Here is a 17624-nt window from a genome sequence, read left to right on the forward strand (position 1 = left end):
GTGCGTTCCTGCCGGGTGGTCGCGGACGCCGCAGGGGTCGCATCCCGCCCGGTACGGCGCAGCGGGGCACCCGCCCGATGGCGGGTGCCCCGCTGGGACGCGACGCGTCCGGAGTGACTACCGGAAGATGACGTCACTCCTGTTGACCTTGCAGTTGGCGTCGTTCCAGCCCTCACCGAGGTAGCTGGGTTCGCTGCCCTTGGGCACACCCTTGTACTTGCCGCAGATGGTGGCCGAGCCGATCACGACCACGCGGGTGATCGTCGCGGTGTCGTTCCAGTTGCTGTTGATGCCGGCGAGCATGTCGATTTCGTCGACCAGGACGTTGTCGATACGCACGTGCCGGGTGTACGAGGTGGTGCAGTTGCCGCAGCCGCGGTACAGCTTGCCGGACCCCTTCAGGTAGAAGCCGGAGATGTTGACCGTGCCGTTGCCGTTGTGCTGGAAGGTCTTGTCGCTGCCGCTGCGCGCGCCGCCACCGATGACGTACGAGGTGCCGCCGTTGGTCTGCTTGAAGGTGGCGGCGTCCTCACCGATGTCGTTCCACCACACGTTGCGCAGGGTGCAGGTGCCCTCGCAGTGCACGCCGTCACCGGCGGGCGAACCGAGGATGACGTTCTGCAGCGTGCCCCCGTTGGCGATCTTGAACATCGGGTCCTGCGACTCGCCCTGCCCGCCGTCACCGATGCAGCAGTAGGTCTTCATGCCGCCGTCGAAGGTGCCGGAGACGTTGACCGTGCCGGAGATGCTGACCGAGCCGGCCGACGACGGCCACGCGCCGGTCGGCGTGCCCGGGTTGCTGGTCGGGCCGGACGTCGGACCGCTGGTGGGGCCGGAGGTCGGACCGGTGGTCGGGTTCGACCCGCCACTGGAGTACGTCTCGAACTCGGCGATCCGCGGGGTGCCGGACGCGCTGGTGATGACGAAGGAGATCTTCTTCAGCGACGTCGAGGAGAAGGTGATGGTGCTCGGGGCGCTGCTGCCGCTGGCCAGGACAGCGCTCGTGTCATTGTTCTTGAGCTGCCAGCCACTGATCGACCCGCCGCCCGCAGCCTGCACGATGACGGCCGAGGACACTGTGGTGGCGCTGCCCCACTTGACCGAGATCGTGCCGGTCGAGCCGCTCGGCGACCAGTAGGTTCCGGCGTTGCCGTCGACGACGTTGCCGTAGCTGGTGCCGCTGGCCTTGCTGGAGCCGTCGGCGCCCGCGCCGAGGCTCAGGTTCGTGGCGGCCGAGGCGCTGGGAATCTGCAGCGCCAGGGCGACGACGGCACCTGCGACCACGGTGGCACCGCCGGCCAGCCACCGCGAGGCGACTTTGCGTCTCATCTGATTTCACCCTTTCGAGCAGGAGCACTGGGACGGGAAAGCGCTTTCCGCCAACAATAGAGACTGGTCGATACTGAGGCAAGGGTCACATCGTCTTCATCTGCCGGATGCGCCGGCGCTGCTGCGCGGCAGAGCGGTGAGCACACCGGTCGGTTTGCTCGGCTGCCCCCGGTGGACCTGCCGAGCGCCCCGGAATCGCCGGTCGGGCGGACCTGCCTCGACAGGCTGACCGGCTCGGGCGAGGCTACGGCCTCGCTGTCAGGGGTCCTACGACGACCAGGTCGACAGCGTTCCGGGCGGAGAGGGCCGGTGATCTCACCGACGAGAGCGACTTTCCGGAGCCGCCTGGTCAGCTACCGCAAACAGCCACCCTCGCCGATAAGCCGCCACCGCGCCGCTCGGGCCTGTTCCACCACCTGCGACGAGCAGCAGCGGGAGCACGGATCAGTGCCCGGTTCGACAACCGGGTAGGTCGACCAGACGGTGGCAACAGGGCCGATCGCACCCGGCTACCGGAGCCAGCGCAGCGCGCATTGCCGGCGAGGTTGTTGGACAGCTACGGCAAGACCGTGGCGTGCCGGGCACACCGGTCGCCCGGATGACGCTGCTCGACGGCACGTCTTCGGCGGGAGCGCCGGCCCCGGCGACGGGTCAGCCGGGCGCAATCTGCGGGCCGGGCGGCGTCCGGCGGCCCGACCGGGTCGGGCCGCCGGACGTCGGACGCCGTTCAGAGGGTTGGTGATCCGTAGAGCAGGCGGTTCGGTGAGCCGCTGCCGGGATTGGTCACCACGCCCGTGGTCGCGCTGTCGACCAGGAAGGCGTGTACCTGTGCCGGGGTCCAGGTCGGATTCTTGCTCAGCACCCGGGCTGCCATTCCGGCCACGTGCGCCGAGGCCTGGAGGGTGAGGTCGGCAGCGGCCACGGCGGTGTCGGAGTCGGATGAGGCCGACACGATGTTCACGCCGGGTGCGAAGAGGTCGACGCACGGGCCGTAGTTGGAGTAGGAGGGCCGGGCGTCGTTGGATTGGACGGATGCGACGGTGAGCACGGTGGGCACCGATCCGGGCGAGTCGAGGCAGGCGTCGTGATTGACGTCGCCAGCCGGTGTCGTGATGACGATGCCGTCGACGACGGCATTGGCCACCGCCGTGTTCAGTGCGGTGCTCATCCCGCCGGCCAGCACGAAGTCTCCGACGGCGGGTGGGCTCCAGGGGGTGTTGTCGGCGACCACCCAGTCGACGGCCCCGATGAGCGCGCTGAGGGTGCCGACGCACGTGGGCAGGCCGACCGAGACCATTGTGACGTCCTTGGCCACCCCGTACGTCGTGCCACCGATGATGCCGGCGACGTGCGTGCCGAGCGACCTGAAGCAACTGGCGGCGTAACCGTGGTAGGCCTGACCGCCGAACTCCTGGTGGGTGGTACGGATGCCGGGGCCGATGACGTAGACCCGGACTCCGGTGCCCTTGCTGACGAAGTTGTAGGTGGTGTCGAGTCCGACCGGAGCATCGATCCGGTCCAGGTTCCAGGGCGCGTTCGGTTGCGTGAGGGTCGTCCGCGCTGCCGTTTCGGGCACCTTGACGGTCTGGTTCTGCTCCACGTAGGCAACCGCCGGATCGGCGGCGAGTCTCCGGGCGATCGACTCGGAGGTCCGTACCGAGAAGCCGTTGAGGGCGTCGTCCCACACCTGGTCCGGCGCTGCGCCGAATCGACCGGCCAGCGACCGGGCCAGGCCGGCAGTCGTGGATCTCCGGGCGTCCCCCAGGCCGTCGACCGCACCGTCCTTGAGCACCACGATGTAGTCACCCGGTATCGCGGTCGCCCTGCCGGCCCCGAAGATGTGGCCGGCCACCCCCTGAGCCGTCCCCGGATTGGCCGCCGCGGCCACTGGCTGACTGAGGAAGATGCCGGCCAGCATGGCGGGGACGAGTGCGACTGCAATGATTAGACGTTGACGAGTATAAATTGGTGAGCTTCCGCGCGGTAATCCCATCGACAGCTCCCTCTCCCTGCGGACGACACGACACCACGAATGCCAGCGCCCGATCCGACCACTGTGCCGGACTCTACCGTGAGCGTCATCCCGCAGAGAGATCCGTCGATTGGGAAAGGCATCGTTCTCGGCGATTCTGACGATGACTGAAAACATCTGCTTCAGAGGTATCAAAGGGCAGCCCGGCGACTCGTCCAAGATCGGCGGGGGCGGAATCCTGGACGTCGACCAGGGTCCCGCCCGCTGCCGGACCGCTGGCGACGGGCTCACAGCCGCCGCCACCGAGACCGACGTACGCACCGCCTACAGCCGGACGTTCGCTTCACCCTCGCGGCAGTGGCGAACGATTCACACCCCGGTCCCAGCGGCACGAGATACCGGCCCGTTCCGCATTCCGTCCGGATCGCCGCCGACCAGGATCGGAGCACCTCGTCTCACGCCCGGCGCACTTCCGCCCGACATCGCAGGCGGGTCCCCGGGTGGCGCACCGCCTTCCGACGGTCGTTCGACCACGGACGGCGGAACCCGGGAGGAGACCGGTGGCGAAAAGGGGGGGGCGCGGCCACCGCTCGACAACGGTGGTTGTCGAGCGATGACCGCGGGGACGGGTGCGGGATCAGGCCGCGATGGTTTGCAGGTAGGCGATTCCTCCGCAGGACAGCGTGCTGAGGTTCTTGAACCACATCGCGAGCTGGCGCTGCGAGGAGCCGTCACTGTTGATGCGCTGGACGTAGACCACGCGCGTGACCTCGAACTGGCAGTAGGTGGGGGCGCTGCCCTGGGGCGACGGGCCGATCACGTAGGCCGAGGTGACAGGATTCGCGTTGTTCCAGGTCGTGGACCAGGTGCCGCCGGGGCTCACGGTCGCCATGGAGAACTGCGAGCCGATGGTGGTGGAACCGAGCCGGACGTCGGCCTGGCAGGTGATGGCCCCCACGTTCTTGACCTCCACCCAGATCTGGCGGAGCGAACTGCCCGGCTGCACGGTCCAGATGCGTGTCACCTGGAACTGGCAGGCGGCCGAGCTCGTGGCACCGTTCGGGTTGAGACCGGCCACCCAGATGGTGTTCCAGGGGACGTTCCACAGGTACGTCTGGGTGCCACCCGGGTTGACGCCGCCGGTCGAGACCAGGGACGTGCTGGTCACCGCCGCCAGTTGTACCGTCGCACCACAGGCGATCGAACCGACGTTCTTCAGGGTGAACTGGAACTGCCGCTCCCCACTGGGCAGTTGGACGTACCGGCTGTTGATCGTCTCGAACTGGCAGGTGGCCGAGGTGGTGGCGCCGGCCGGGTTGTAGCCGACCACGTAGGCGGCGTCGGCGGGAGCGTTGGTCCAGGTCCAGCCCTGGGTGCCGCCGGCCGAGACGGTGCCGGTGAACCACGCCGCGGCGGTGCCGATCCCGCCCTTCGCGGCCCGGCCCAGTCCGTTCGACGCCGCCGCGGCGGCCCGCGCGTCGCGCAGTGACGACTGCGACGGCTGCACCGGCTGCGGAGACGCGCCGGCCTGCGCGACCCCGGACGATGCGACGACCATGCTGAGCGCCGTCACCGCGAGGAGAACCGCGCGGATTCTTCGTCCCATTGAAGCTCCTTTATCTCGGAATCCGGGCCGTCCGCCCGGCTCCATCAGGCTGCGCGGCCCCGCTTGCCATCGGCTAGCCATCCGATAGCCGCCCTGGCAGCTACGCATAGAATCGTCATCGATACATCGATGTGGGGGCTGGATGACATGGCGCTTGCTCGGCCCGGTTGAGGCCGTGGTGCGGGGCGAGCGAGTGCCGCTGGGGCGACCCCAACAACGCGCTGTGCTGGCGTATCTGTTGCTCAATCCCAACGTGGTGGTGTCGGCGGAACAGTTGGCCGAGGCGCTGTGGGGCGGAGCTCTCCCCACCCGCGCTCGGGCGCAGGTCCAGGTCTGCGTCTCCCGCTTGCGACAACTGACCCGTGCGGCCGGTCTACCCGAGACGATCCATTCGGATTCCGGCGGATACCGCCTTGAGTTGGCCGGCGACGACCTGGATGTGGTGGTCTTCTCCGGGCTGACGGAAACCGCACGCCGGTACGCCGACTCCGGCCGGCACGAGCGGGCCGCGACCCTGTTGCGACAGGCGTTGGCGTTGTGGCGGGGGCCGGCCCTCGCGGGCGCGTCCGCCGCGTTCGTGGCGGCGGCCGCCGCCGGCCTGCACGACAAGCGGCTCGCCGCGTCCGAGGACCTGTCCGACGCCGAGTTCGCGCTCGGCCGGCACGCCGCCGCGGTGGCGCCGTTACGCGAGCTGGTCACCGCGAACCCGTGGCACGAGGGACTCGCCGCGCGGCTGATGACGGCGCTGGCCGCTTCGGGTCACCAGGCCGAGGCGCTGCGGGTGTTCGAGCGGGTCCGTCGCCTCCTCGCCGACGAGCTGGGCATCGAGCCGGGCCCGCGGCTCGCGGAGGCCCACGTGCGGGTGCTGCGGCAACAGTTTCCACCGGACAGGCCCGCACCGCCGGTCGCGCAGACCGGATCCGGTCCGCGTCCCGCACAGCTGCCCCCCGGGCTGACCACCTTCACCGGGCGTGGAAACGCACTCACCGCGATGGACACGATGCTGAGCCGGGCGCGGGAGAACGGCGCCCTGGCGGTCGTCGCGATCGTCGGGACGGCCGGGGTGGGCAAGACGGCGCTGGCGATCCGCTGGGCCCACCGGGTACGGCCACTCTTCGACGACGGGCAGCTGTTCCTGGACCTGCGCGGTTACTCCCCCGGAACGGCGACAGCGCCACTGGACGCGTTGTCGCGCTGCCTTCGCGCGCTCGGTGTGCCGCCCACCCGGGTGCCGGACGACGTCGACGAGGCGACGGATCTCTACCGCAGCGTGCTCGCCGACCGGCGGGTGCTGATCCTGCTCGACAACGCCCGCGACACCGCGCACGTACGGCCCCTGTTGCCCGGCGGGGCCGGCTGCCTGGTGATCGTGACCAGCCGGGACGGCCTCGGTGGGCTGGCCGCCCGACACGACGCGCAGCGGTTGTCGTTGGACGTGCTCGCGTCGCAGGAGGCCACCGAGCTGTTGACCCGCGTCATCGGCGCGGAACGGGTCGCCGGGCAGCGGAAGGTTCTCGCGGAACTGGCCCGTGACTGCGCGCACCTGCCGCTGGCCCTGCGGATCGCCGCGGCAGACCTGCACGGCCGGCCACGCGAGACGATCAGCGGGTATCTGGCGCGACTTCGGGCGGGCGATCCGCTGACCATGCTGACCGTCCGTGACGACGAACAGGTCGCGGTGCGTTCGGCGTTCGCCGCTTCGTACCAGACTCTGCCACCGCGACTCCAGCGGCTCTTCCGGCTGTTCGGCCTGGTGCCCGGCTGCGACATGACGGCGGAGTCGGCCGCCGCGATGCTCCGCTGCGACGCCGGCGAGGCGGCGGACATGCTCTCCCGGATCGCCGACGCGCACCTGGCACAGGAGCGGACCCCTGGCCACTTCGGCACCCACGACCTGCTCGGCCGGTACGTCACCGAACTGGCGGCTGTGGAGGACAACCGGGAGACACTCGTCGACCTGCTGTCGTGGTACCTGTTCAGCGTGTACGCCGCAGCCGACCGGCTGTATCCACAGGTGCTACGCGTGCCCACGCAGCAACCCGCGCCCGCTGGGCCACCGATGCGGTTCGCCGCCCACGTCGACGCCCTCGCCTGGCTCGACGCGCACCGGCACAACCTCGTCGCCGTGACCCGCCACGCGGCACACCAGGGGCTGCACGCCTTCGCCTGGTCGCTGGCGGACGCGCTGCGCGGATACCTGTGGCTGGGAATGCACACCACGCAATGGTCCGAGGTGGCGGGGATCGGTCTCTCCGCGGCCCGGGCCGACCGGCACGAGCAGGCCGAGGCGGCGGCCCGGCTGAGTCTCGCCGCCCTGCACTGGCGGCTGGAACGCTTCCCCGAGGCGATCGACGACTATCAGCTGGCGCTACGCTGCGCGAACCGCTCGGCATGGCACGACGGCGAGGCCGCCGCGCTGGGCAACCTGGGTCCGGTGTTCCGGATGACCGGCCAGCCGGGTGAGGCCCTGCGGGTCATGGAGCAGGCGCTGGAGTTCAACAGGCGCAACGGCCGGACCGCGGGTGTGGCCGTCAACCACAACAATCTCGGACTGGTCTGCGCCGACCTCGGACGGCTCCGTGACGCCGCGGACCATCATCACGCGGCGCTCACCCTGGCACACCAGGGCGGGGCGACCTCCAGCCGGGCGCTCATCCTGAGCAACCTGGGCGTCGTCCACCACCTTCTCGGCCGGTCCGACGATGCGCTACGGACGCTGACCGAGGCACTGGAACTCCATGAGCAGACGGGCAGCCGGGGCCGTGCCACGACCCTGTGTGCGCTGGCTCGGGTCCACTGCGACCGTGGTGACCATGAGCAGGCGGCCCGCCTCGCCCGGCAGGCGCTCGAGATGGCGCGCGCGCCGGTCGAGCCCCGCGTCGAAGCACTTGCTCTGCACGTCATGGGCATCGTCGAGGGCAGAACCGGCACCCTGTTGGATGCCCTGCGGACCGCGCGCTCGACTGCGGACCGTTACATCGAGGCCGATGTCACCGTCAGCCTCGCCGAGATCGACGAGCCCGCGGCACCGTCCTGGTGTCATGCGGCGCTGTCCATCACCCGGCAGTGCGGCTACCTGCTGCTCGAAGGCCGGGCGCTCGCCGCCCGTGCCGCGGCCGAGTACCGCTCTGGTGACGTGGCCGCCGCCCGGCGCAGCGCGCGACTCGCGGCCCGGTCGCACGCCCTGACCGGCCACCAGCCGGGCACGGAACGCATCGAGAAGCTGCTCGCCCTCCTCGCGGCGGAGTCCTCACCGGACACCGCATACGGGCTAGGTCAGCCGTGAGACGAGTCACCAGTGCCGGGTGCCGGCAGGCCACCACCGAGCCGGGCCGGTGAAGATGGTCAACGGTTGTCGTGCGGTCCCAGCGCGCCGCGTCGCCAGGTGTACCAACCACGGCACAGTACGTAGGCGACGATGGTGGTCAACGAAACGAGTCCGTCGGCGATGAGGGTCCGGCCCGCGTTGGGCACGTCAATGACGAACGCGGCCTGAATGCTGACCGCAATCTTGTGGAAGAGCAGCAGCTCCCACATTCCGCGTTGCTGTCGCGGCGCGACCGCCAGCAGCGCCCACATGCCGGCGAAAACGATGTAGGCGAACGTCCGCCAGAACTCCATCAGGACCTGGTCGCCGGTGGCGGCGTTGATGCGCGAGATGCCGTCCACGAACGGCACAAGGGTCACCGCCGCCGTGAGAGCCATCAGGATCCGTCCCGTCCGATCCTGCCAGCGGGCGGGGGCGGTGGTCGCGTCGCGACTGGTGATGGCGGTCATGGGGATTGTCCTTTCCGGTTTTTCGGATGAGCCGTGGGAAGCATCCGACGGCTGCGTCCTTCGTCGCGTCGGCGAAACCACCTGGCCGGGCCGGCAGACGTGACCGGGCGGCCGGGTCCGGTTGCGCACCGCTGACCTGCGGCTGCGAACCACAGCTGCGCCTCGCGGCCCGCGGGTCGGCAGGGAGAACGAACGCAGGCTCCGCTATGAGCTGACCGACGCCGCGCGGTCGGGCCGGGACGGGGCGCTGGTGCTCGGCGGTGAACCGGGCGTCGGCTCGGGCGCGCCGTTGGATCACTCCCGCGCAGCGGTGTCGGTGTCAGAGTCGCGTGACGTGCCGGGTGGTCACCGGGGAAGTTCGAAGAGTTCCAACTGGATGCCGTCCGGGTCACGCAGGTAGAGGATCTTCGTGCCGGCCAGCTCGCCGGCGTGGATTCCGTCGCCGCTCATCAGTACCACCGGATCGGCGTTGAGGTGGACACCGCGCTCCCTCAGGTGGCGTACCGCAGTGTCCATGTCGTCGACCTCGAAGCAGAGATGCATCACCCCGACGTCGCAGTTGCGGCCCTCGAACGGCTTCGGCGCAGGCCGGTCGTACTGGATCAGCTCCAGCAGGACGTTGTCTCCGGCGAGTGAGAACACCGCGCGCATCGCGGGGTTCTCCACTTCCACCACGGCGCCGAGCGCGGCGCTGTCGGCCGAGATGGTCACGCCGTTCGCGGCGATCCCGAGCACGTCCTCGTACCACCGCACCGACCGGTCGAGGTCGCTGACGGGCACGCCGATGTGGTTCATTCGCGTCACTCTGAGCATCCGTCGATGCTGTGACACCGAGGAGCTTCGAGGGAGTCAGAGATCTTCCTCGTACCACCGGTACCAGGACACGGGTGGCCGGATGCGGAATCATGACGTGGATGAACCCCCTTGGTGCCGCGCTCCGGGCCTTTCGGGGCCGACTGGAGCCCACCTCGGTCGGGCTGGCCCACCACGCGCCGCGGCGGGTCACCGGCCTGCGCCGCGGTGAGCTGGCGATGCTGGCGGGCGTCTCGGCCGAGTACGTCGCGCAGCTCGAGCAGGGCCGGGCGAAGACACCGTCGGCCCAGGTATGTGCCGCGCTGGCCCGCGCGCTGCGGTTGAACGACGAGGAACAGGCCCATCTCCTGCGTCTGGCCGGGCATTCCGCCGACCCGGACCGTATCCCCCGGCGGGTGCCGATCAGTGTGCGCCGGGTCGCGGACCAGATCAGCGCCAGCCCGTTGGCCGTGTACGACGCCGCCTGGCAGCTGCTGCACTGGAACCCGTTGTTCGCGGCAACCTGGGGCGACCCGTCCCGAGGCGATGCTGAGGACCGGAACGCCATGATCACCCAGTTCGAGCGGCGGAACGCCCGAGTCCGGCAGACCGCGGCGGAACAGGCGTGGTTCGAGCAGTCCCTCGTCGCCGACCTGCGGACCACCACCGGCCGGTACCCGAACGATCCTGACGTCGCGACGTTGGTCGAACGGCTGAACCGCACTCCGCGGTTCCGCGAACTGTGGGCGAGCCCGACGGTCGCGGCTCACGAAAGCGCGCACAAGACCGCCGTTCATCCGACGGTCGGTGAGATCGCCCTGGACGCCAACATCCTTGCCACGCAGGACAGCGATCTGCGGGTCGTGGTGCTGACGGCGCGATCCGGCACCGACGCCCAGCGCAAACTGGACCTGTTGGCCACCATCGGTGTCCAGGAGGCTCTACACCTCGACTGATCCTCCAGCAGCCTGACGGCGTACGGCCGCCGGTGGTGGTCCGACGTGTCGCGTCGGACCACCACCAGCCGGGCGGCTGTGGTGGCGCGGCGGTCGAGAGTCCGCCCGGCGGGTGCGCGGCTATGCGGTGGGGATGTCCGGTGCCTGCCCGTGCCCGTATGGTTCGGCGGCGTTCCAGACGGTGGTGAACTGCTCGTAGAAGTAGTCGAACCACTCGCCGTCTCGTTGGCGGATCAGCCGGAAGGTGGGTCGTAGTTCGTGCCGGCCGCCGACGGAGCCGAGCCGTAGTTCCATCGATCCGTCGTCCAGGCCGGGGTCGTAGGCGTAGAGGGTGTACGGGGGCAGGTAGTCGACCAGGCGTACCTCCAGGCCGTCGCCCTGGGTGAGTCGCCGGTCGAGCAGCCCGAGGTTGATGGCCAGTCGTTCCTCCAGGGTCTGCCGCCCCCATGCGGGCCCGGCCCGGAAGGCCAGCATGGACATCGCCGCTCCACCGGGGTTGATCAGCAGGACCTTGACCCGGACGTCGCGGGCCAGCGCCTGACCGAGGTAGATGTCCAGGTAGGGGATGTGCATCGACAGGGTCGTTCCCCACAGCCACACCTCGTCCTGGGCCTGCTGGATGAGGTGGGAGATCTCGATCAGGTCGTCCTGCTCGGCGAAGAACCGGTTGGCGGACACGGGCTGGGTCAGGTCCCCGAGCCGCCGCTGGCGGGTCTGGATCGACTTCGACTTGTGGATCCGGTCGAGGGCGTCGAGCCAGGCGGAAACCTCGCGGTCGTCGTGCACCTCGCAGGCGGCGAGGAGGTTGAGCAGGAGTTGGCGGCTGGGTGGCCGGGCTCCCGAGCGTGCCTCACCGAGCGACGTGCGCGGCATCGGCCGGTTGTAGGCGATCCCCCACGACTCCAGCTCACGCAGGGACAGGTTCCCGTGGCGGGACAACAGGCTCCGGATGCACCCCGCCAGCCCCTCCGCCGTCTGCACCGACGACAGATCAGACACCATGCTGTGGTCAGACATTGTTCCTCCCGGACGGTCTTCGATGCGGCGAGTATTGATGACCGCCGGTGCGTCCGGCACCGGACGGCGCGTCCGACCGGACACACTCGACGGTCCGATGTCCGACCGGGTCCAGGCGGATCATCGGACAGCACCGGCGTCCCGGAACAATGGTTGATCTTGCTGGACGGGTGGCTGTGAGCGCCTGCTGGTGACATGCCCTCCGACATGCCTCCCCCGCCGAGCACCTGCCGACACGACGCACATCCCGAGACCGACGGCGACCACACCCGTAGCCTGCGGGCCAGGATCATCCCGCTGGTGACCGCCGGTGTCGCCTCCGGCATCGCCCGAGCAGTCACCGCATGGTTCCTCGACCACCTCGGCCTCTAGCCGGCCGCTGGTGAGCGTGTGTGAGCGCGGCAGGTGTTCGCCACGGTCCACACGACCCGGTTCGGGGGGTGCGTGCGGGTCCCCTCCGAGCGGCACCGCTGCCGGATGGTTCCACTCGACGTCGCTTGTCTGCTGCCGAATTCGTAGCGGGCGGATCTGAGACGACCGTTGATGCGCCGCTCAGGTCGGGTGACCGAACCGGATACCGGGCGCACGCACGAGCGCGGTGGTGTCCAGGTCCCCTCACGTGGGCAGGGCCCGGTCGACGCAGTCGTCGGGCCGGGTCAGCAACGCGTCGACGTCCCGGTGGGCGTCGTCGGGGTCCATCCGGTCGGAGAAGGGAACATCCGCGGCCGCCGCCCGCTGTCGGCAACTGGCGGCTGCCCTGTCCCTCCCCCGGGTGGGCGCCGGCACGTGGTGGCCTACCTGGTCAGGCACCGACGAGATCCCGCGGGCCGGGTGTGCACCCTGAGCCGCTGCGGGGCGGCACCTCGGTTGCTACGACCCGGCGGGAGGGATCAGTTCGTCGGGTGGGGGTCGGCGGTGAACGCCGCGGCGTGGTCGGCAACCCACTGTCGGAACGTTCGTGGGGGCGTTCCGAGGATGTCGGCCACGCTGGGGGTGAGGTACGCCGGCTGTCCCAGCGCGGCGTTCCATGCGTTCAGGAGCATGTCCACCGCCGGGCGTACGGATTCCGGGGTCCCCCGCCGGAACTCGTCGGGTGACAGTTCCTCGAACGCGATCGGGCGGCCCAGGACGTCACCGATGATGCCCACCTGCTCGGCCTGGCTGAGGGACTCGGGGCCGGTCAGGACGTAGTCGCCACCGACGTATCCCTCCTCGATCAGCGTCCGTGCGACGACCGCCGCCACGTCGCGGTCGTCGACGGGTGCCGTCTCGGCCGCCCCGTACGGCCACCGGACCGAGCTGTCGGCACGGATCGCGGCGGCCCACCAGAGCAGGGCGTTCGACGCGAACATTCCCGGCCGGACGACCGTCAGGCCGAGTCCGGTGCCGGTGATGAGCCGCTCGACCTCGGCGTGCAGCGCCGCCATCGGGTTCGGTTGCTGGAAGAACGGGTGCGGGGTCCGGTGCGGCGCGGACAGGTAGACGACGCGCTGTGCGCGGGCGGCCAGCCGGTCGACGACGGCCGCCGCGGTCTGCGGTGGGGCGGTCCAGACCAGGAAGACCGTGCTGACGGCGTGCAGCGCGGCGTCGAGGGATGCGGGCACGGTGAGGTCGCCGGTGACGACCTCGACGGTGGCGGGCAGCGTCGCCGCCGACTCGGAGCGGCGCACGAGGGCACGGACCGGCACGCCCGCGTCGGTCAGCAGGTCGATCACGCAGCGTCCGACCCGGCCGGTCGCCCCGGTGACGAGCACCGGCGGCCGGTCGACCGGTGCCGTGGTAACCGGGCCGTCGGCGGCGGGGGTGCGGGGGGTGTCTGCCTGCTTCATGACCCCATGAAAGCGTTACCGAGTTAAAAATGCAACCCGGTAACGAATGTTACCCTGACAGAATGATCGAACGGGTCGGGCTGCGGGCGCGCAAGAAGGCGCGGACCCGGGACGCGATCGCCGACGTGGCGATCTCGCTGTTCCTGACGCACGGCTTCGACCGGGTGTCGGTGTCCGACGTCGCCGCAACCGCCGAGGTGTCCAAGCCGACCCTGTTCCGCTACTTCGCGACGAAGGAAGACCTGATCCTGCACCGGTTCGCCGACCACCAGGGCGAGGCCGCACGGGTGGTACGCGACCGGCGGCCCGACGTGACGCCGATGGCGGCGTTGCACCGGCACTTCCGGGCCGGCCTCGACCGCTTCGAGCCGGTCACCGGCCTCAACGATCAACCCGAGGTGGTGGCGTTCCACCGGCTGGTGTTCACCACACCGAGCCTGGCGGGACGACTCGTGCAGTACACGCTCGACGACGAGGACGCGCTGGCCGACGCCCTCGACCGGGGCATCGAGGGCCGGCTCCAGGCCGCCCAGGTGATCGCGGTCCACCGCGTACTGGCCCGGACCAACTGGGGCAAGATCGCCGACGGGCGGACCGCACGCGACGTCCACCCCGAGGCGGTGGCCGACGCGGACCGGGCCTTCAGCCAACTGCGCCACGGAACGGACGACTCCTAGCCCCGCTCGCGGTCGTCACGCCGTCGTCGGCCCGACCGCCGCAGGACCGTTCCCGGCGGGGACCGCCTGACCGGCATGGCGCAGGCACCAGAGGCGACGGGCGAGCGCGACCGCCCCCAGCACACAGCTGACGAGGGACAGCAGTGGCAGCAGTGGCAGCAGCCAGGCGAAGACGATCCAGTACCCGACGTCGAAGGTCGCGCCGAACAGCAGGATCGGCAGCACCGCGGGCAGTGTCGCGCCCAGCACCGTCGCCAGGGTCAGGGGCACGAGCCGCAGGATCAGCAGCGGTCGTCGCGTCGTACGGCGTCGGACGGCCCAGCGGCGCGCCCGGACGGCCGCGGTGACCAGCAGCGCCGCCAGCACCACCGTGAGCCCGAGCAGGACCGCGTTCACGGTGTCGAGCGGATTGCTCATCGGCCGTGTCGGTGTCCCGATCCGTTCGGCGAGAAGGTTGGCCGACAGCTCGCCGGGCGCACCGACGCTGTTGGTCAGGACGACGGCGGCCCTGCCCGTGGTGGGCGAGAAGACCATGTCCCCGGTCCACGTCGCCAGGGTCCCGCCGTGGCCGATCATCGTCGGGGTGCCGGCGGCGGCCGGACGGGCCTGCCAACCCAGGGCGTAGTCGCCGGCCCCGGGCTGGACGGTGTGCAGCTCGGTCAGGGCGGCGGTGCTGAGCAGGCCGGCGCCGGGGCCGCCCTGGTTGAACCGCAGCCACCGCACCATGTCGTCCAGGGTCGAGATCACCCCGCCGTTGCCGGCGCACGTCCCCGGCATCTCCGGCACCGCGACGGCGAACCCGAGGACGACCTCGTACCCGGACGGCAGCCCCTCGGCGCGATCGGAACACCCCGGCGTCGAGCGGGTGTGGGTCATCCCCAGCGGGGTGAACAGCTCGGCACGCAGGAACTCGTCGAAGGGCTCACCCGACACCACCTCGACGATCCTCGCCGCGATCGTGAAGTTGGTGTTGTGGTAGACCGCCTTGCTGCCCGGATCGGCGGCCAGGGTCTCGTCGGCCAGCCGGGCCACGGCCTGCCGCGCGTCGCGCGGGGGCGGAAACACGTAATCGTTGTTCGTGCCGGCCGACAGGCCCGAGGTGTGGCTGAGGAGGTGCCGCACGGTGATCGCGGTGAAGCGCGGATCGGCCATCCGGAAGTCGGGAAGGACCGTGACGACCGGGTCGTCCAGCACGACGCGGCCCCGGTCGACCAGCAGCATGACCGCTGTCGCCGTCATCGACTTGCTCATCGACGCGATCCGGAACGGCGTCCCCGTCGTCACCGCGTTGCCGTCCCCGTCCCGGCCGCGGACGGTCGTCTCGACCGACGAGCCGTCGATCACGGCCGCCGCGACCCCCGGCGTCGCGTAGGCGGAACGGTAGTCGTCGACCAGCCCTCTGCCGGTGGCGTGGGCCGGCGTCGCCGAGGCGAGCAGTACGGCGACGAACACAGCGGCGACGGCGGACAGGGAGGTCACCCGGGGAGAACGCAGACGTTGGAGAGGCACGAGGTCGAACCTAGGCAGGCCGTCACCGACGGTCATCACACCACGGGGTGAGCCGGCACCACCCGGCGGAGTGAAATCTCAGTCGGGCAGATCGTACCGACCGACCAGCCCGTTCTCGTACGCGTGGATCACCACGTGCACGCGGTCGCGCAGGTCCAGCTTCTGCAGCACGGCCCGGACGTGCGACTTCACCGTGTTCTCGCTCAGCACCAGTTCCGCGCAGATCTCGCCGTTGGACCTGCCCCGGGCGAGCAGGCCGAAGATCTCGACCTCGCGCGGGGTGAGGCCGTCCAGCGCCCCCGTCCGGCGCGTCGGCACCTGCCGGACGAGATCGAGGACCGTCGCCGCCACCCCCGGGGCCAGCGCCGACGTCCCGGCGGCTACGTCACACACGGCCTGCGCCAGGACGGCGGGCCGGACGTCCTTGGTCAGGTAGCCGCTCGCGCCGGCCCGGATGGCGGCCACGACCAGGTCGTCGTCATCGAACGTCGTCAGCATGAGCACCCGGGTCGCCGGTGCGATCCGGACGATCTCCGCCGTGGCGGCCACCCCGTCCATGCGTGGCATGCGGATGTCCATCAGCACCACGTCGAGACGGTGCCGCCGGACGACCTCGACCGCGTCCCCGCCGTTCGCGACGTCGTGGGTGACCTCGATGCGTTCGTCGGCCGACAGGACCGTACGCAACGAGGTCCGCAACAGTTCCTGATCGTCCACCAGCATCACCCGGATCCTGGTCATGCCCCCTCCTTCGTGGGCAGCAGCGCTCGCAGCACCCATCCGTCGTCCCCCTCCGTCACCGACAGGGTGCCCCCGGCGGCGCGCACGCGTTCCCCGACGCCCAGCAGGCCGGTGCCGCGGCTGCCGGGGGCGCGGAGCGCCGACCTGCCGGGGGCGCGGAGCGCCGACCTGCCGGGGGCGCGGAGCGCCGAGCCGCCGTCGTCGCGTACCTCCACCTCCAGCCCGGCCGGACCCCACCGGAGCTCAACGGTCACCTCGACCGGCGGTTCGAGGTGCCGCAGCGCGTTGGTGACGCCCTCCTGCACGGTACGGAACGCCGCCACCTCGGCGCTCAGGCTCAACGGCCGCCGCGGGCCCACCTCCGCGAACGTCACCGCGTGCAGCGGGCTGGCCGCCGAGGCCACCAGGTCGGCGATGGCGTCCAGCGAGATCGGCACCCGGTCGCGCCGGGCACCGGCGCGCGGTGCCGTGGTGGCCGGCCCCAGGGTGGCCAGCATCGCCCGCAGACCCTGGTGGGCGTCCCGGCCCGCCTCGGCGATGTCGCCGAGTTCACGGCGGGTCGCCGGATCCGTCGTCGTCACCGCCGCGGCCTCGATCCGCGCGACCATGACGGTGACCGTGTGAGCGATCACGTCGTGCAGGTCACGGCGGATGCTGGCCCGCTCGTCCGCGACGGCCGCGGCCAGCCGTCCGCTCTCGGCCCGCCGGCCCGCCTCGCGCCGCCGACGCAGCAGCAGGGCCGCACCCCACACCCCGCCGACCGCGAGCGTCAGCAGCCCGCCCTCGACAAAGAGGGTCCATCCGGGGATCTCGGGGGGCAGCCGGTCCCAGGCCACCAGCTCGGTGAGGACGATCCCGAGCACGGCAACCGCCAGCGCGGCCACCGAGAACCTGACCGGGACGAGGCCGGTCAGCCGCCACAACGTGACGGGGAACCACAGGGCCGACGGCAGCAGGATCGCCGACCAGCTCGGAAAGGAGATCGTCGCCAGGACGAGCATGCCCAGCGCGGCGGTCGCGTACCCCGGCCACGGCCGGCGGCGGGACACCACGGCCGCCCCGTGGAGCAGGACGGCGGCACCCGCTGCGGCGAGGACCTGCCACCCGGCCGCGCCGTAGTACCGGTTGCCCGCGAGCGCGAGCACCGTCAGCACAGCCAGGACCACGTGCGCGGTCACCGTCACCGGCCGGGCGTCCTGGCGTGGGGTGGCTGTCACGGTGGTCGCCTTCTGGTGGGTTCCTGGTGCGAGCCGCGCCCGTCACGACGTGCCACAGAATAGCCAGGCAGGCGGCGCCCCGCGCCGGTTCCCGCACCCCTTCGCGTACGTCCCGATGATCTGGGCTGGCGGTTCGACGAACCCGGTCCACCGCGTTCGCCCACACTTCGACGACCCGCCGCCGGACAACCACGCACGCCCG

Annotated in this window: 15 protein-coding genes; 4 read left to right on the top strand and 11 right to left on the bottom strand. The window is 70.8% G+C overall.

Annotated elements, in window-relative coordinates; genetic code table 11:
* Window positions 1–117: 117 nt before the first annotated feature.
* From ACN265_RS18040 to ACN265_RS18050, 3 genes are all read right to left on the bottom strand, one after another.
* Entirely contained in the window at window positions 118–1329 is a 1212-nt protein-coding gene (locus ACN265_RS18040; protein ID WP_421408633.1) for a pectate lyase, read from the bottom strand.
* 727 nt (window positions 1330–2056) lie between these two features.
* The gene (locus tag ACN265_RS18045; protein ID WP_421408634.1) at window positions 2057–3322 is read right to left on the bottom strand and encodes a S8 family peptidase; all 1266 of its coding nucleotides are present in this window, start codon (window positions 3320–3322) and stop codon (window positions 2057–2059) included.
* Between the two features lie 616 nt (window positions 3323–3938).
* Entirely contained in the window at window positions 3939–4907 is a 969-nt protein-coding gene (locus ACN265_RS18050) for a hypothetical protein (RefSeq protein WP_421408635.1), read from the bottom strand.
* Window positions 4908–5049: 142 nt separating this feature from the next.
* On the opposite strand from ACN265_RS18050, the gene ACN265_RS18055 reads away from it, so the two are divergent.
* Entirely contained in the window at window positions 5050–8193 is a 3144-nt protein-coding gene (locus ACN265_RS18055; protein ID WP_421408636.1) for a BTAD domain-containing putative transcriptional regulator, read from the top strand.
* Window positions 8194–8252: 59 nt separating this feature from the next.
* On the opposite strand, the gene ACN265_RS18060 is transcribed toward ACN265_RS18055, so the two are convergent.
* Entirely contained in the window at window positions 8253–8684 is a 432-nt protein-coding gene (locus ACN265_RS18060; protein WP_421408637.1) for a hypothetical protein, read from the bottom strand.
* Window positions 8685–9029: 345 nt separating this feature from the next.
* Window positions 9030–9479, bottom strand: coding sequence for a VOC family protein (locus ACN265_RS18065; RefSeq protein WP_420119438.1), 450 nt, complete (start codon window positions 9477–9479; stop codon window positions 9030–9032).
* Between the two features lie 119 nt (window positions 9480–9598).
* Between ACN265_RS18065 and ACN265_RS18070 the strand changes: the two genes are divergently transcribed.
* Complete coding sequence (locus tag ACN265_RS18070) at window positions 9599–10432, top strand: helix-turn-helix transcriptional regulator (RefSeq protein WP_421408638.1); 834 nt, start codon at window positions 9599–9601, stop codon at window positions 10430–10432.
* A 120-nt stretch (window positions 10433–10552) separates the two neighbouring features.
* Here ACN265_RS18070 and ACN265_RS18075 read toward each other — a convergent pair whose 3' ends face one another.
* Window positions 10553–11434 (bottom strand): hypothetical protein, encoded by an 882-nt coding sequence (locus tag ACN265_RS18075; protein ID WP_421408639.1) that lies wholly within the window; start codon window positions 11432–11434, stop codon window positions 10553–10555.
* Between the two features lie 210 nt (window positions 11435–11644).
* Between ACN265_RS18075 and ACN265_RS18080 the strand changes: the two genes are divergently transcribed.
* Window positions 11645–11821 carry a hypothetical protein gene (locus ACN265_RS18080; RefSeq protein WP_421408640.1) on the top strand — a complete coding sequence of 59 codons (177 nt, stop codon included), beginning with the start codon at window positions 11645–11647 and terminating at the stop codon, window positions 11819–11821.
* A 243-nt stretch (window positions 11822–12064) separates the two neighbouring features.
* Here the strand turns inward: ACN265_RS18080 and ACN265_RS18085 are convergent, their stop codons facing one another.
* Window positions 12065–12259, bottom strand: a complete 195-nt coding sequence (locus ACN265_RS18085) for a hypothetical protein (RefSeq protein ID WP_421408641.1) — start codon at window positions 12257–12259, stop codon at window positions 12065–12067.
* A gap of 80 nt (window positions 12260–12339) precedes the next feature.
* Window positions 12340–13278, bottom strand: coding sequence for an NmrA family NAD(P)-binding protein (locus ACN265_RS18090; RefSeq protein ID WP_421408642.1), 939 nt, complete (start codon window positions 13276–13278; stop codon window positions 12340–12342).
* 62 nt (window positions 13279–13340) lie between these two features.
* Here ACN265_RS18090 and ACN265_RS18095 point away from each other — a divergent pair, with 62 nt between their 5' ends.
* Window positions 13341–13955, top strand: a complete 615-nt coding sequence (locus ACN265_RS18095) for a TetR/AcrR family transcriptional regulator (RefSeq protein WP_421408643.1) — start codon at window positions 13341–13343, stop codon at window positions 13953–13955.
* Between the two features lie 15 nt (window positions 13956–13970).
* Here ACN265_RS18095 and ACN265_RS18100 read toward each other — a convergent pair whose 3' ends face one another.
* The 3 genes from ACN265_RS18100 to ACN265_RS18110 form a co-directional block, all read right to left on the bottom strand.
* Entirely contained in the window at window positions 13971–15464 is a 1494-nt protein-coding gene (locus tag ACN265_RS18100; protein WP_421408644.1) for a serine hydrolase domain-containing protein, read from the bottom strand.
* A 78-nt stretch (window positions 15465–15542) separates the two neighbouring features.
* Window positions 15543–16205 carry a response regulator gene (locus ACN265_RS18105; RefSeq protein WP_421408645.1) on the bottom strand — a complete coding sequence of 221 codons (663 nt, stop codon included), beginning with the start codon at window positions 16203–16205 and terminating at the stop codon, window positions 15543–15545.
* Window positions 16202–17422 carry a sensor histidine kinase gene (locus ACN265_RS18110; RefSeq protein WP_421408646.1) on the bottom strand — a complete coding sequence of 407 codons (1221 nt, stop codon included), beginning with the start codon at window positions 17420–17422 and terminating at the stop codon, window positions 16202–16204. Before ACN265_RS18110 ends, ACN265_RS18105 begins: the two co-directional genes overlap by 4 nt.
* Window positions 17423–17624 lie beyond the last annotated feature (202 nt).

This window comes from Micromonospora sp. WMMD730 (assembly GCF_049178955.1).
Classification (GTDB): Bacteria; Actinomycetota; Actinomycetes; order Mycobacteriales; family Micromonosporaceae; genus Micromonospora; species Micromonospora wenchangensis.

Bases quoted from the DNA above. Each gene is read 5' to 3' on its own strand.
- ACN265_RS18065 (WP_420119438.1), bottom strand. From the start codon at position 9,479: ATGAACCACATCGGCGTGCCCGTCAGCGACCTCGACCGGTCGGTGCGG.
- ACN265_RS18070 (WP_421408638.1), top strand. From the start codon at position 9,599: ATGAACCCCCTTGGTGCCGCGCTCCGGGCCTTTCGGGGCCGACTGGAG.
- ACN265_RS18040 (WP_421408633.1), bottom strand. From the start codon at position 1,329: ATGAGACGCAAAGTCGCCTCGCGGTGGCTGGCCGGCGGTGCCACCGTG.
- ACN265_RS18090 (WP_421408642.1), bottom strand. From the start codon at position 13,278: ATGAAGCAGGCAGACACCCCCCGCACCCCCGCCGCCGACGGCCCGGTT.
- ACN265_RS18050 (WP_421408635.1), bottom strand. From the start codon at position 4,907: ATGGGACGAAGAATCCGCGCGGTTCTCCTCGCGGTGACGGCGCTCAGC.
- ACN265_RS18105 (WP_421408645.1), bottom strand. From the start codon at position 16,205: ATGACCAGGATCCGGGTGATGCTGGTGGACGATCAGGAACTGTTGCGG.
- ACN265_RS18045 (WP_421408634.1), bottom strand. From the start codon at position 3,322: ATGGGATTACCGCGCGGAAGCTCACCAATTTATACTCGTCAACGTCTA.
- ACN265_RS18055 (WP_421408636.1), top strand. From the start codon at position 5,050: ATGACATGGCGCTTGCTCGGCCCGGTTGAGGCCGTGGTGCGGGGCGAG.
- ACN265_RS18060 (WP_421408637.1), bottom strand. From the start codon at position 8,684: ATGACCGCCATCACCAGTCGCGACGCGACCACCGCCCCCGCCCGCTGG.
- ACN265_RS18075 (WP_421408639.1), bottom strand. From the start codon at position 11,434: ATGGTGTCTGATCTGTCGTCGGTGCAGACGGCGGAGGGGCTGGCGGGG.
- ACN265_RS18080 (WP_421408640.1), top strand. From the start codon at position 11,645: ATGCCCTCCGACATGCCTCCCCCGCCGAGCACCTGCCGACACGACGCA.
- ACN265_RS18095 (WP_421408643.1), top strand. From the start codon at position 13,341: ATGATCGAACGGGTCGGGCTGCGGGCGCGCAAGAAGGCGCGGACCCGG.